Below are 14,325 nucleotides of genomic sequence, written 5' to 3' on the forward strand. Positions count from 1 at the left end.
ATTTTAAATGATAACAATTATCATTTAGTTTATCAATAATAAATTAACAAAGTGCACGCGTAAAGAATGGTTAATGATAAAAATGGGGTTTTCAGAAAAAAACAAAACCGGAACAATGGCTTAGGCGAATAGCGTCTCACCCTGTGACTATCGTCAGGAACAAGACCGTAAAATAGAGGAAAAACGAAGCAGAATACCCGCATTGATAGCAGGCACTCTGTCATGAAGCCAGGTTAGGGCTGTGGCATGGTTTGTTTGAAGCTAGGGCGCTTCACCAGCACGCCATAATGCTTGGCCAGGTTAGGAAACTTCTCCTGCCAGTATTTGCCTTCCCACTGAACGCTTTTAAAACGTAAATCCAGGTAGCCCAGCGCAGTGCCCAGCGCAATATCGGCCAAGCTGAAGGTTTCGTTCACACACCACTTTTTCTTAAGCAAATCATCATCCAGTGTGGTCAATCCGGCGGTCACTTTGGCAAATTGCTTTTCAAGCCAGGCCACAGATTGCTGCGCTTCTGGTTTGCGCTGCTCCAACATCGTCGCCACCGCGGCATCACAGACGCCATCGGCCAAGGCTTCCCAGCGGCGTACTTTAATTTTCGCAGAGTGATCTTGCGGAATCAGGTGCGCCACCGGCGTACGGTGATCCAGGTACTCAACAATCACCCGCGAGTCATACAAAGCATCACCATCATCGAGCACCAGCACAGGCACTTTGCCTAGCGGGTTATGTTGGCTCACCGGACAGTCTGGTGCCGACAGCACCACCTCAGTCAGCGTTAAATCAACATGTTTTTCAATGGCCACAATACGCACCTTGCGTGCATAAGGACTGTTTACCGTATATAAAAGCTGCATAGTGTGATGTGAGCCAAAAGGTTAAGTACTTTTCCCGAAAAAATACCCCATGACAAAAAGCGCATATCCAAACATCGCGTGTCTTGGGGTAGTTTTATTATAATAGCTTTTGGCATGGGCTTAGAATGGTCACATGCATAATTTTTAACCTTGCTGGCAACCTAATGACCACATCTGCACTTTACCAACACTTACCCGCTTATTTGAACGCCGCCATCATCAGCCAACAGGTAAGCCTGGCCTTGTCAGAAGACATGGGCAACGGCGATCTGACCGCGGCCCTGATTCCGGCAGGCACACAAGCCAGCGCCACCATCATCAGCCGCGAAGCCGCCGTGATTTGTGGTTGCGTCTGGTTCGCCCAATGCTTTGCGCAACTGGATGCGGACATACAACTGGAATGGCTGGTCAAAGATGGTGACCAGGTGACGCCTAACCAGCCACTGGTCCATATTCAAGGCGATGCGCGCGCCATGCTCAGCGCCGAGCGCCCGGCACTCAACTTTCTGCAAACCCTGTCTGCCGTGGCAACGCATACCCGCCACTATGTCGATGCGATTTCCGGGTTGCCAACACAGATTCTCGATACCCGCAAAACCCTGCCAGGGCTGCGTCTGGCACAAAAATATGCCGTACTCACCGGCGGTGGCGCCAACCAGAGGCTCGCCTTATACGACGGCATCCTGATTAAGGAAAACCATATTGCGGCCGCAGGCTCTATCGCCGCAGTACTCACTGCCGCTTTTGCCTTAAAGCAGACGAATAATATCCAGATTGAAGTGGAAAACCTGGATGAACTGCAACAAGCATTAAGTGCTGGCGCGACCAGTATTTTGCTGGACAACTTTACGCTGGAAGACCTGCGGGAAGCGGTAGTGATTAACCAGAAACGCGCCTTGCTAGAAGCCTCGGGCAATGTCGATTTAACCACTGTGCGAGCGATTGCAGAAACTGGGGTGGATAGGATTTCGATTGGCGCGCTGACTAAAAATATACAGGCAGTGGATTTGAGTATGCGGATTCAGATGAAATTGTAAGCTCACGAAAGAATCATTCGGTGAACGGAAAAGGCTAACGTTCTAACCGAACATCCTGTTTCGCCTCTCGGCGAGTCACTTTCTGATGCTTGCCCCTCAGAAAGTAACCAAAGAAGAGGGCACCCAGCCATCACGGCCTACGGCTCCCTTGCGTTGCTCGACAAAATAAGCCGGTCACGAAACTCAACCTTGTAGCTCACACAGAACGTGAGCTACTGCGGGATTCGAACAGTCGCTCCCTCTACTCTTATTTTGTCTCCGCTACTCAGCGTGATGGAATGGGAGTTATCTCGCCAAACTCACATTTCATAAATGCGGACGGTCTAAAAACCAGATTCTTTTTCTTCAATTCGCGAATGGTTGCAGTCGTATGGTGTTCGGGGTCCCCATCTGCCGCGCCGAGCAACGCAGGCTTGGCGGGGGTAGTCGGCAAGCAACTGTTTGAGCTCCAAAGGAGCGAGTTTTTGATTGCCGCCCGACAAGCCGAGTAGCGCAGGAAACAAGCGGAAGCTGGGGTGCACTTTCTTTTGGTTACTTGTTCTTTGTGCAAGCAAAGAAAAGTAACTCGCCGAAAGGGCGAAAAGCAACATCACAAAAACAACCCTCTTTTGCAATCCCGCCCTCTATAAAACACTCAATAAAACACACATAAAGTGACCATTCTTGCCACTTTTCCATGGCATGATTCTTGCACCATATGCTGGTACTCCTGCCCAGATATGACATGAATAGCCCAATCCCATTTTCACTGCCGAAAACCCTAGAAATCCTGCGTCTAGGCGATTTGCTACGCATGCTGGTTTCCGATGGCCGCATCGAAAAAGCATGGGCAGAAAAACTGCATCAGGACCGCAAGCGCGACAGTTCGAAAATCCACCCGATTGTGATTGTGGCCGAACAGAAATGGACCGACCAGCGTCAGCCGTCACAATTGCTGACGGTGGACAGCCTGAGCCGTTATGTGGCGGAAAAGGCGGATGTGCCTTATTACCAGATTGACCCACTGAAACTTGATTTCAGCGCGGCAGCGCAAATTGTATCGCAGGCCTATGCCGAACGCTTACGCATCATGCCGATCACGGTCAAGGATGGCATCGCCTCGATTGCGACGGCCGATCCGTTTCACCAGGAGTGGCTGCATGACCTGGAGCGTTTGCTCAAGCTAAAAATTCAAGTGGTGATGGTCAACCCGCTAGATTTACAGCGCTACCTGCCTGAGGTCTATCAGCTGTCTGCCGCGATTCAATCGGCCAATGCGGCCAAGGCCGGGCAGATTGTAGGCGTACAAAATTTTGAACAGTTGATTGAGCTGGGTAAAGACCGCCAGCTCGATGCAAATGAACAGCATGTGGTGAACATTGTCGACTGGCTGTTTAAATATGCGTTTGAACAACGTGCCAGCGATATTCACCTCGAACCACGCCGCAATATGGGCTTGATGCGCTTCCGTATTGATGGGGTGCTGCACCAGGTTTACCAGTTGCCCAGCAATATCATGAACGCGATTACCAGCCGCATTAAGCTGCTGGGCCGTATGGATATGGTAGAAAAGCGTCGTCCGCAGGATGGCCGTGTCAAAACCGTAGGCACCGACGGCAAGGAAATCGAGTTACGGTTATCGACCATGCCAACCGCATTTGGCGAGAAGCTGGTGATGCGGATTTTCAAGCCGGATATTCTGGTGCAGGACTTTCAGCTACTGGGTTTCTCCAAACGCCAGAGCGAACAGTGGGCGCAATGGACGCATCAACCGAATGGCATTATTTTGGTCACCGGGCCTACCGGCTCGGGTAAAACCACCACTTTGTACACCACGCTCAAGCAACTGGCGACAGATGAGGTGAATGTGTGCACGGTGGAAGACCCGATTGAAATGATAGAACCTGCGTTTAACCAGATGCAGGTAACGCAGAATATCGGCCTCGGTTTTGCCGAAGGCATACGCACGCTGATGCGGCAAGACCCGGACATTATCATGGTCGGCGAGATTCGCGATCAGGAAACCGCGGATATGGCCATTCAGGCTGCATTGACGGGCCACCTGGTGCTGTCTACCTTGCATACCAATGATGCGCCTTCCGCCGTCACGCGCTTGCTTGACCTGGGCGTGCCTGCTTACCTGATCCACTCCAGTTTGCTCGGCATTATGGCGCAGCGCCTGGTGCGTACGCTATGCCCGCATTGCAAAACCGAGGCAGAGATTTCGGACGATGAATGGGCCAGCGTCACGCACCCGTTCAAGGCCAAGAAACCGGCCAAAGTCATGCAAGCTGTCGGCTGCCAGGAATGCCGCCAGACTGGGTATCGAGGGCGCACAGGTATTTATGAAATGCTGACCTTGACGCCCGCCTTGCGCAAGCTGATTACCCCGGAAACCGATTTGCTGCAGTTACGCCAGGCCGCGACTAAGGCTGGCATGCAACCCTTGATGCTTAATGGCGCAGAAAAGATTGCCGCGGGCCTGACCACCGTGGCAGAAGTGTTAAAAGTCGCCCCGCCGATTGAAATGGACTAGCCATCACGCGTTGCGTTTTTGCAAAGCCTATTGATAACGCAGCGCCTCAATCGGGTTTAACCTGGCTGCTTTTCTGGCCGGATAAAAACCAAAGAAGACGCCGATACTGGCGGCCACACTAAAAGCAATCAACACAGAAGCACTGGAAACAATCACCTCCGCCTGCGTAAACACACTCACCAGCACCGCACCCGTCACGCCGATGACAATGCCGATCAGGCAACCGACAATGGAGATCATGATTGCCTCCAGCAAAAACTGCATGAGGATATCGCGTTCACGCGCACCGATCGCCATACGGATACCGATTTCGCGTGTACGCTCCGTCACCGACACCAACATGATATTCATAATGCCGATGCCTCCCACCAGTAACGAGACTGAGGCAATCGCCCCTAGCAGCAAAGACATGGTACGCGCAGTTTCAGCCGCCGAGTTGGCAATGGCCGTCAAGTTACGCACCGAAAAATCACTGTCAGCGCCTTCGCGGATATTGTGGCGCTGGTTGAGCAGGCTATTCAACGCATCCTCCACCATGCTCATGACGTTATCAGACTCAGCTTGCACCATAATCTGCCGCACGGTGCCCGGCAACTGGTTACCGAACAGTTTACGCTGTGCGGTGGTGAGCGGCACAATGATGGTGTCATCCTGGTCGCGCCCATCCAGTGTTTGCCCTTTGCTATCCAGCACGCCCAGCACCACAAACGGCCGCTGGTTGATACGGATAGTTTTGCCGATAGGGTCCACGTCATCCTCCTCACCAAACAGGTTTTGGACTACCGTTTTACCTAGCAGCGCCACGCGGGTGGCAGAACGGGTATCCGAAGTGGAGAACGGATAACCAGCCGACAATCCCCAGCCACGGATATCCATATACTCTGCTGTCGTGCCAATAATATCGGTATTCCAGTTATTGCTGGCATAGACCACTTGCCCCTTACCCATGGTCACCGGCGCGACGCCCACTACGCCATACAGCTCCCCAATAGCATTCGCATCACGCACATTAAGTGAAGGCGCGTTACCAGTCGCGGTGCGCGCGCCACCCATCCGTGGCGGCCCTGAAAGCACGACAAATAAATGGCTACCCATGGCACTGATTGAGCGTTTGACTGAAGCCTCAGCCCCCTGGCCGATGGCCATCATCAGCACTACTGCACCTACACCGATCACCATGCCTAGCATGGTCAGGAAGGTACGCAAACGGTTAGCGCCCATGGCATGCCAGGCTTCGCCTAACATGGCGCTAAACATGGTCATGTCCTATGACAGTTGATGCAACAGCGCCAGTGTCCTGCACAATACGCCCATCCAGGAATCTCACCTGCCGCTTGGCGTGCTCGGCAATATCAGTTTCATGCGTCACCAGCACAATGGTGATGCCTTCCTGGTTCAAGCCATCAAAAATAGCCATAATCTCTTCACTGGTGGTGCTGTCCAGGTTACCGGTGGGTTCATCTGCCAGAATCAAGCGTGGCTGATTCACCAGCGCACGGGCAATAGCGACACGCTGTTGCTGACCGCCGGAAATCTGGTTTGGGTGGGAATGCATATGCTTGCTCAAGCCCACCTTTTCCAGCAATAGGCTGGCACGGGCATGACGCGCTTCTTTGCTGACCCCGGCATAGACCAATGGCAAAGCCACGTTATCCAGCAAGCTGGCGCGTGCCAACAGGTTAAAGCCCTGGAACACAAAGCCTATGGTCTGGTTACGCACCTTAGCCACCTGGTCCGCCGCCATGGTGGCCACGGCGTAACCATCCAGCACATAATTGCCAGCGGTAGGCATATCCAGGCAGCCCAGAATATTCATAAAGGTCGACTTTCCCGAACCGGAAGGGCCCATGATGGCGACATAATCGCCAGCCAGCACCTGTAAATTGACATCCTTTAATACCGGAAAATCCCCTGCGGCCGTTTGATAGGCCTTGTACAGATGGTTCACCTCAATGACAGACTGTTGCATGCGTTTAGAACATTCTCGGGCCGCGCGGGCCGTTATTGTTGCCCTGCCCTTTATTAGGCGCATTGTCTCTTTGCAACTCGCTCACAATGACTTTATCGCCCGCCGCCAAACCATCGCCTGAGACCACGGTGGAACGGCCATCTGTAATCCCGGTATGCACGCGTACCATGACTGGCTTCCCGGCCTTGAGTACATAAATCTTGCCCATGACACTGCTGGCAGCAGCGCCTTGGCCTCCACCTTTCGCACCATGCTTGCGCCAGCCACGCTTACCTTCCCCGCCACCGGCTTCTGGTTTTGAGCTATCAGGTGTAGCAGCGTTGTCCAGCTTGGGTTTATAGCGCAAGGCAGCATTGGGGACGAGCAAGGCATGCCGGGCTCTATCCACAATAATATTGACGTAGGCTGTCATGCCCGGCAGCAGGGTTAAATCCTGGTTATCGACAGACACCACCACGTTATAGGTCACCACATTCGAGGTGTTGGTCGAGTTTAAACGTAGCTGCTTCACTACCCCTTCAAAACTGCGATCCGGGAAGGCATCCACATTAAAATTCACTTTCTGCCCTTCCTTGATTTTGCCGATATCCGCTTCGGCAAAACTGGTATCTATCTGCATCTTGGACAGGTCTTGCGCAATCTGGATCAGGGTTGGCGTCTGGAAACTGGCAGCCACCGTCTGGCCCACGTCGACCACCCGGTTAACCACCACGCCCGACACCGGCGATCGAATAATACTGAAATTAAGGTTAGTCACATCACGCGCCAATAAGCCACGTGCCGTTTCCAGTTGCGCCTTGGCTGACTTTAATACCTGCACGGCCGTATCCAGCTCCTGTTTAGAGACATACTCCTGCGCATACAACTGGCGCATGCGTTTTTCATTGGCAATCGCGAGCTCTACCGCCGCCTCGTTGTTCCTGACACTGCCTTGTGATTGTGCAATCTGCGCGTTAAACAAGCGGCTGTCCAGCTCCAGCAACACCTGGTCTTTTTTAACCACATCATTAAAGTCAACATACATCTTGCGCACAATGCCCGATACCTGGGTACCGACACTAATCAGGCTGACCGGGTTGAGCGTACCATTCGCCGATACGGTTTGCTCAATATGCCCTTGTGTCACCTCATCCAGCCGGTACAAGTCTTCCGGCTTGGGTTGATGGGTGTGCTTGTAGTACCAATAGGCCGCGGCGGCGATCGCCACTAACAGCAACAACACCAGTATGTTTTTGATGCGCTTCATGAATGCGTGTCCATTTATTTTATTGACTAGGTGCCTGGGCACCGGGCAAATCACTAACAGGTGCTTGGGCACCAGGTAATGATTGAATCATGGCATGGTCGAGCACGCCTATCGCTTGCGCCAACGTCGCGCGCGAGATATTAGCGTTAAGCCCCGCCTGGATGTTTTGCTGGCGAGCCGCGGCCAAGGCACTTTGTGCATTCAAAGTGTCGATGATATTGCCAACGCCAGACGTATAACGGCCGAAAGCCACCCGGTAAGATTGCTCCGCACTTTCAAGCAAAACCTTGCTGGCAGTGACTGACTGCAAGGCAGTGCGCAGGTTCTGATAAGCACTCCACACATCCAGTGAAATCTGCAAACGCAGACGGTCACGCTGAGCGAGGCGTAAATCAGCCGTGGCCTCTGCCGCACGGATACGGTAGGTAGGTGCATAACCGGCAAACAAGGGGATGGAAACCGTGACGCCCAATGTGGTAGCGCTGTTGGCGGCATATTGTGAGCCATCCTGCAGGTTATTGGAGACGCCCATGCTAATGGTCGGTTTGCTGGCCGCTTTACTGGCAGCAATGCCGGCCTCGGCGGCGCGCACCTGTGCCTCGCTGGCCAGCAAGTCTGGGCGGCGCTGCCCTGCCTGTTCAATTAATGTGCCTACATCGTCCAAAATGCCTGGTGGCACATCAGTACTGCTGCTCGCCAGCCTCACGCTACGGTTAGCCGGCCAACCCATCAGATTCACCAGGTTACCGTAGGCCACACGCAATGTGCCTTCGATGGTAATACGTTGCAAGGTCAGTTGCGCATACGCGGTCTGTGCCTGCAACTTGTCTGCCGGGGTTGCCACGCCCGCCTGATAGCGTGCATTGGCAGCCTTGAAACTCTCTTCTGCCGCACGCTCAGCCTGCTGGGCCGCCGTGAGTGCTGCCATATTGGCTTGCACCTGGTAATAGGCAATGATGGTATTCAGCAACACCGCTTGCACGGTACTGCTTTGTGTTGCACCGGCCGCCAGCAATAACTGGCGCGCACTCTCCACGTTGGCCTTGCGGTTGCCGAAGTCATATAACAGGTAACTCGCGACCAGGCTATTGGAAAGATTGAGGTTAGGGTTGCCACGCGTGGCCGACTCAGGATTGAGCACACCCATATTGCTGGAGACTGTATCGGTCACGCTGGGTAAATAGGCAGACTTGGCCACGCCTAGTTGCGCAGCTTGCACACGCGCACTGGCCCACATTTCACTGGTTTGCGGGTTATGGCATAAACTGATTTCTGCTACCTCTGCCAGCGTCAATGCTTGTTGCCAATCCACTTCGCCGCAACCAGATGCACTCCCCCAATACGCGCCCGGGACCTTAGGCAGAGTTTGTACTTGCGTGTCTAAAGGATCACCATCGTTGTAAAACAGCGACTCTTGCGCCTGCACACAAGCAAGGGGGAACAGCATGATGATCCATAACAATATGCGCATGTCATTCCACATTTAATCAACCAGACAGCACAATAAAAGCAAGGTCATACACATCATTCCAATCAGCAGATGTGCCATCTTAAATGAACCCTGCGCGAGACTAAAGAGAGCGATACATTTTGATACTTTTAAGCGCAGAAAAGTAGATAAGACTCAGGAGGAAAATAGGGTTAAATGCCAGCAACTGCCAACATTCAGTGTGACTTGCTTTTTATTGGCGCCGAACGCCCATGTATCATTTGTGCTAACAAATGCTGGCCAGATAGCCGCGACACCACAACCACCGCCAGCACATGTACCGCAATCAGGCCAAGCAAGCTCAGGCTTAGGGCAGCATGTAGATCCACTGGCCAATCCTCACCCCAAAAGGCATCCGTGCGACTCAACCAGCCAGTCAGCGCCAGCGCGGCAATCAACAACCAGATCAGGTACACAGCCCACTGGCCGAACGGATTATGGCCACGATGCGCGGTGATATGGCCCTGCCGCAATTCGGCAATATGTGTGCGCAATGCACGCCAGCCGGGCAGGTAGAAACGCGCACTACTGACTTTGCTCAGACAGCCCAGCAAAATACGCACAACCACCATGGTGATTACCGCATAACCGACTGCACGATGCAGCCAGTCGGTTTCATACCAGACATAACTCATAAGCCACAGGGAGATCACCCCTGCCGCTACCAGCCAATGGCTCAGCCGCACCCACCACGGCCACAGCATCTCAGCGCGTGTTTGCATCCGCGTGACTAGTCTTTCAGGCCAATGGCTTTCACGATGGCCAGCGTTTTCATGTCGAAATAAATTTCGACCTTTTTGCCTTCTTTGCTACGGCCATAAATCTCGTAACAATTACCGTCAATTTTAAACTTCTTGATCGTATAGCCTTCTGCTTCCATCGCTTCTTTCAGCGTATCTTCAGAAGCCCACTCCTCTTTAGGGTAGGACTTGCAATCAGCCGCAGCAAACGCTGCCTGAGAGCCCAACAGACCCATGGCCAATAAGAGTGAAAAACCAATTTTTTTCATGTTTGCTTCCTTTCTGTTACGCATACAATTCGACCTGGCGAATCTCAGCAAGATTCGAGACACCTGTGAGTGCCATGGTCATTTCCAATTCATCGCGCAGGGTGCGGATGACTTTGGCCACCCCCATCGCCCCTTCTGTCGCCAGGCCCCACACATAAGGGCGGCCAATACATACGGCATCAGCCCCCATGGCCAGTGCTTTAAATACATCCTGCCCGGAGCGGATGCCGCTATCGACCAGGATTTTACACTGTCCGCCCACCGCTGCCACGATATCCGGCAACACAGCGGCGGCTGACGGCGTACTATCGAGCACGCGCCCACCGTGATTAGAGACAACGATACCCTCATAGCCCAGCGCCACCACCTGTTTAGCATCATCCACATGCATCAGGCCTTTAATCAGCAGCGGGGTCTTGACCTGCTGCCGTAGCCAGGCCACATCGTCCCAGGTTGGTGCCTGCGTCATCCAGCCATCAAATACCTGGCTCTGGCCAGGTTGCAAGGCTTGCATCGCCAGCGGCTGGGCTAAATTCACGGCAGAAATACCTGCGGGTAAGTCGATCAACGCCTGCTTGACCGGTGCATCGACGGTAAACACGATAGCGCTGACGCCCACTGCCAGCGCTTTTTGCAACAACACAGCTGTGCGAGCACGGTCACCCTGCCAATAGAGCTGGAACCATAACGCTTGCTGCGCCTGTTTCACAATGTCACCAACGGGCTGGCTGGCGAGGCTACTCACCATCATCTGCCCTTGCTGGGCATTACAAGCCACTGCGGTGCCGATTTCACCATCGGCATGAAACAGTTTCTGGTAAGCCACTGGCGCCAACATGATGGGGTGTGCCCATTGCTCAGCGAATAAAGTGCATTGTGTGTTGGGGGTTTGCAAAGCCTGCAATGGGCGCGGTATCAGTTTTAGTGCCTGCCACCCAGCGTCATTGGCTTGCAATTGCGTACCATTACCTGCATCAGATTGCAGGTAATGCCAGATATTGGCAGGCAGTTTGACTTGCGCCTGCTGCGCAAAATAAGGTAACAACGGTAAGGCTTGCATGCTTAGAGCGCCCACTGGCGTAACAGGTTATGGTAGATACCAGTCAACTGAACCACCTCAGGCGTTTCCCCATGCTGCTGGCGCAACCTGACCAACGCCATATCCATATCAAACAACATGCGTCTGTGTGCGGCATCGCGCACCATGCTCTGGATAAACATAAAACTGGCCAAGCGCTCGCCACGCGTGACAGGCGTCACTGCATGCACTGAGCTGGAAGGATAGATAACAATAGAGCCGGCCTTGAGCTTGATGCGCTGATCACCAAACACATCCTGCACCACCAGCTCACCCCCCTCATATTCGTCAGGATCATTAAAAAACAAGGTCGCAGATACATCTGCGCGCACACGTGCACTGCCATCCGGCATGCTACGCATGGCACTATCGACATGGAAGCCGTAATGATTGGTTACCCCGACATAGCGATTCACAAACGGTGGCAAAATCTTATCCGGCAAGGCTGCCGAAAAAAATAAAGGATCGCGATGCAATGCCTGCAACACGATCCCTCGAATGTTTGCCAGCAACGGATCCTGTTCGGCCAGTTGCTGGTTATTTTTGACTTGTGCTGCCTGCGCCCCGGCGGTATTGCGACCATCGACCCATTGCGCCTGTTTAAGCAGGCCTCGGATGGCAGTTAGTTCTTCTTTCAGCAATACATCCGGTAACGTCAGCAGCAAATCAACTCCTAGAATTTATACTCAGTGGTAATGATCGCCTGGCGACCATTACCAGGAGTCACCAAACCACCATTGTCATACACTGCGTCATAATACACTTTGTTGAGCAAATTCTTGACATTCAAACGTACAGCCCATTTAGGTTGTTCATAAGTCGCCATGAGGTCAACACGGGCGTAACCGGGTGCTTTGTTTGGATCGAATACGCCGTTCTGAAAAACTCCACCTACAGCGCCTGTTTGTCCTTGACCAGTTCCGCTCGCTGCTGATGGTACATAAGCATAACGCTCACCTTTTGCCTCAACACCACCACCAACTTTCCAAGCTTCGGTGAGCGCATAGGTTGTCCATAAATTAAAGGTGCCAATCGGCGTATTACGAGCGCGCTCGCCTTCAAACCTTGAATCAGCATACGTAATAGCACCAGTGGTCGCATTCACATTTTCCGCCACATTGATAATACGCGCATCCAGCAAAGCAAACCCTGCAAACATATCCCAACGGTCTGTAATTTTACCTGTGACTTCAAACTCAACACCATTGGTACGGCGACGCTTAGTCAAAATAGCCGCCGTGGATTCCAAGTCAGTATTTCGCTCCCAGTCTTTCGTCGTGGTAAACAATGCAGTTCGTACAGCCAAATCGCCATCCATAAACAGCCATTTAGTACCTAACTCCAACGTACGTGCACGCTCAGGTGGCAACTTCTGCACTGATAGCTGGTACAAATCTGCGGTTGGACTAAAGGAGTCACTAAAGGTTAAATAGTAATGACGGTCAGCATTCGGCTGCCATGACAACCCTGTGCGATAACTGTTCTCATAGTATTTGAGTTTCGGCGAGGTTGCACTGGAGTAATCGGCATCCATTTTGTCACGTCGAATCCCCGCCAGCACAGTCCAGTTTTTCACAACTTCGACACTGTCTTGCACATACAAAGCGTAATTATCTGCATTAAATTCGGTCGGCGTTCCGATATACGCACTAGCGATATGACGGTTAAATGTCACACCATTTGGATTTGCTGCGATGGCCGCATTCAATGCCGCATTGGTGGTTTGGGTATAAGGCAAACCTGTGACTGGATCAAATGCTTGCAAAGTGTGACGATATGAGTCTTCTTTTAAATACTCCATACCAGTCAACAAAGAATGCTTCATGCCAGCAAGCTCAAATTTGGTACTAAAGTCAGATTGCAGATTAAGCGTTTTGTAATCCATTTTTCGTGTCACGTTACCGCCAACGGCATCATTCGCTGTTGGCAAGGCATTCGCAGGCGTTTTTGCCCAATATCCGCGTTGATACTCTGCTTGTCTTAACTGTGTTCTTAACTGGGTATCATCACTAAACTTATGGGTAAAGATACCTGTAGTAATCCGTGTATCACTATCATCAAAGTTGTTATTGCTGCCCCAAAAGGTGCGATCAGAGCGGCCATCACTGCTACTGCTGAGAGGGCGTTTATTCAAGAATCGAATGCCAAAATCAGGCACATCACGTGTTTGTGTGTAAATATGATTCAAGAAGAACTCATTTTCAGTTCCGATACCTGCACCAAAGCTTACAGCAATCCCTTTGCGGTCAAATGATGGTCGGTCACCCGTCGTTGGGTTTTTACGATAAGTTTCATCATGTCTGTCCATGACATTGACACGAATCGCAGCAGTTTCAGTCAGCTGCTTGTTAAAGTCACCGGTAAACTGATGATAATCGTAATTACCCGCACTACCTGTAATCGTATTTTTATCACGCAGTTCAGCCATCTTGCTGACCTGGTTAATCACACCACCCGCTTGACCACGACCAAACAACATCGCTGCAGAACCACGCAATACATCTACCTGCTCGAGGTTAAAGGTTTCACGGTTGTACTGCGCAGTGTCACGCATGTTATCCAGATAAATATCACCGAAAGTATAGAAACCACGCAGGTTGAAGTTATCACCAGCGCGACCACCTTCGGCAGCGTTCACAGACAGTCCCACTACATTACGCAAGGCCTCACGCAAGGAGCCCACTTGCTGATCGTGCAGCAACTCCCGGGTCAGGGTAGTCACGGCCTGCGGCACATCTTGCGGATCTTGCCAAGTTTTACCTACACGGGTTTTAGTCGCCTGATAACCTTTATTGGGTGCATCTTGAACGCGCTTAGACTTAACCTCAACCTCGGTCATTGTTTGTGCAGCATCTGTTTTTTTCTCTTCATCAGCAGCCATTGCAACTGCTGGTAGCGCCATCATCAGCGCCAATGTCATGGTTTTTTTGTTAAAGCCGGATGGCATAATCTTTCCCTAATTCACTCTTGTGTTATTTGGATTGCTGGCTACTGGAAACAATAGTCGTTGGCTTGCAAATTGCTTAATCGCTAATGATAACAATTCTCATTTTTGAAAGCAATTAAAGATAGCTTGCTAGTATATTGATATACATAGAAATAGTCTGCTAATTAGCAGACTATTG

13 protein-coding genes are annotated in these 14,325 nt (G+C 51.9%); 2 read left to right on the forward strand and 11 right to left on the reverse strand.

Annotated elements, in window-relative coordinates; translation table 11 throughout:
- Positions 1–233 precede the first annotated feature (233 nt).
- Entirely contained in the window at positions 234–857 is a 624-nt protein-coding gene (locus ACIDE9_RS08610; RefSeq protein ID WP_411994139.1) for a glutathione S-transferase family protein, read from the reverse strand.
- Between the two features lie 164 nt (positions 858–1,021).
- On the opposite strand from ACIDE9_RS08610, the gene nadC reads away from it, so the two are divergent.
- Positions 1,022–1,894 carry a carboxylating nicotinate-nucleotide diphosphorylase gene (gene nadC, locus ACIDE9_RS08615; protein ID WP_411994140.1) on the forward strand — a complete coding sequence of 291 codons (873 nt, stop codon included), beginning with the start codon at positions 1,022–1,024 and terminating at the stop codon, positions 1,892–1,894.
- Between the two features lie 531 nt (positions 1,895–2,425).
- Here the strand turns inward: nadC and ACIDE9_RS08620 are convergent.
- On the reverse strand, positions 2,426–2,572 hold the full coding sequence (locus tag ACIDE9_RS08620) for a hypothetical protein (RefSeq protein ID WP_411994142.1): 147 nt from the start codon (positions 2,570–2,572) through the stop codon (positions 2,426–2,428).
- A 46-nt stretch (positions 2,573–2,618) separates the two neighbouring features.
- On the opposite strand from ACIDE9_RS08620, the gene ACIDE9_RS08625 reads away from it, so the two are divergent.
- The gene (locus ACIDE9_RS08625; RefSeq protein WP_411994144.1) at positions 2,619–4,409 is read left to right on the forward strand and encodes a GspE/PulE family protein; all 1,791 of its coding nucleotides are present in this window, start codon (positions 2,619–2,621) and stop codon (positions 4,407–4,409) included.
- Positions 4,410–4,436: 27 nt separating this feature from the next.
- Here the strand turns inward: ACIDE9_RS08625 and ACIDE9_RS08630 are convergent, their stop codons facing one another.
- The 9 genes from ACIDE9_RS08630 to ACIDE9_RS08670 all read right to left on the reverse strand — a co-directional run bounded on the left by ACIDE9_RS08630 (position 4,437) and on the right by ACIDE9_RS08670 (position 14,147).
- Positions 4,437–5,666 (reverse strand): ABC transporter permease, encoded by a 1,230-nt coding sequence (locus ACIDE9_RS08630; RefSeq protein ID WP_194754806.1) that lies wholly within the window; start codon positions 5,664–5,666, stop codon positions 4,437–4,439.
- Positions 5,659–6,378, reverse strand: a complete 720-nt coding sequence (locus ACIDE9_RS08635) for an ABC transporter ATP-binding protein (RefSeq protein ID WP_194754807.1) — start codon at positions 6,376–6,378, stop codon at positions 5,659–5,661. The genes ACIDE9_RS08630 and ACIDE9_RS08635 overlap by 8 nt, the downstream gene beginning before the upstream one ends.
- A gap of 4 nt (positions 6,379–6,382) precedes the next feature.
- Complete coding sequence (locus ACIDE9_RS08640) at positions 6,383–7,624, reverse strand: efflux RND transporter periplasmic adaptor subunit (RefSeq protein WP_411994146.1); 1,242 nt, start codon at positions 7,622–7,624, stop codon at positions 6,383–6,385.
- A 19-nt stretch (positions 7,625–7,643) separates the two neighbouring features.
- A complete protein-coding gene (locus ACIDE9_RS08645; RefSeq protein WP_411994148.1) occupies positions 7,644–9,095 on the reverse strand; it encodes a TolC family protein in 1,452 nt (483 codons plus the stop codon).
- Positions 9,096–9,289: 194 nt separating this feature from the next.
- The gene (locus ACIDE9_RS08650) at positions 9,290–9,835 is read right to left on the reverse strand and encodes a cytochrome b/b6 domain-containing protein (RefSeq protein WP_411994150.1); all 546 of its coding nucleotides are present in this window, start codon (positions 9,833–9,835) and stop codon (positions 9,290–9,292) included.
- 8 nt (positions 9,836–9,843) lie between these two features.
- A complete protein-coding gene (locus tag ACIDE9_RS08655) occupies positions 9,844–10,122 on the reverse strand; it encodes a PepSY domain-containing protein (protein WP_411994152.1) in 279 nt (92 codons plus the stop codon).
- Between the two features lie 16 nt (positions 10,123–10,138).
- Positions 10,139–11,182 (reverse strand): alpha-hydroxy acid oxidase, encoded by a 1,044-nt coding sequence (locus ACIDE9_RS08660; RefSeq protein ID WP_411994154.1) that lies wholly within the window; start codon positions 11,180–11,182, stop codon positions 10,139–10,141.
- A 2-nt stretch (positions 11,183–11,184) separates the two neighbouring features.
- Positions 11,185–11,865, reverse strand: coding sequence for a Fe2+-dependent dioxygenase (locus ACIDE9_RS08665; RefSeq protein WP_411994155.1), 681 nt, complete (start codon positions 11,863–11,865; stop codon positions 11,185–11,187).
- Positions 11,866–11,873: 8 nt separating this feature from the next.
- Positions 11,874–14,147: a TonB-dependent receptor gene (locus ACIDE9_RS08670; RefSeq protein ID WP_411994157.1), complete on the reverse strand. Its 2,274-nt coding sequence runs from the start codon at positions 14,145–14,147 to the stop codon at positions 11,874–11,876.
- Positions 14,148–14,325 lie beyond the last annotated feature (178 nt).

The sequence above is a fragment of the Methylophilus sp. 'Pure River' genome (assembly GCF_046765995.1).
GTDB lineage: Bacteria > Pseudomonadota > Gammaproteobacteria > Burkholderiales > Methylophilaceae > Methylophilus.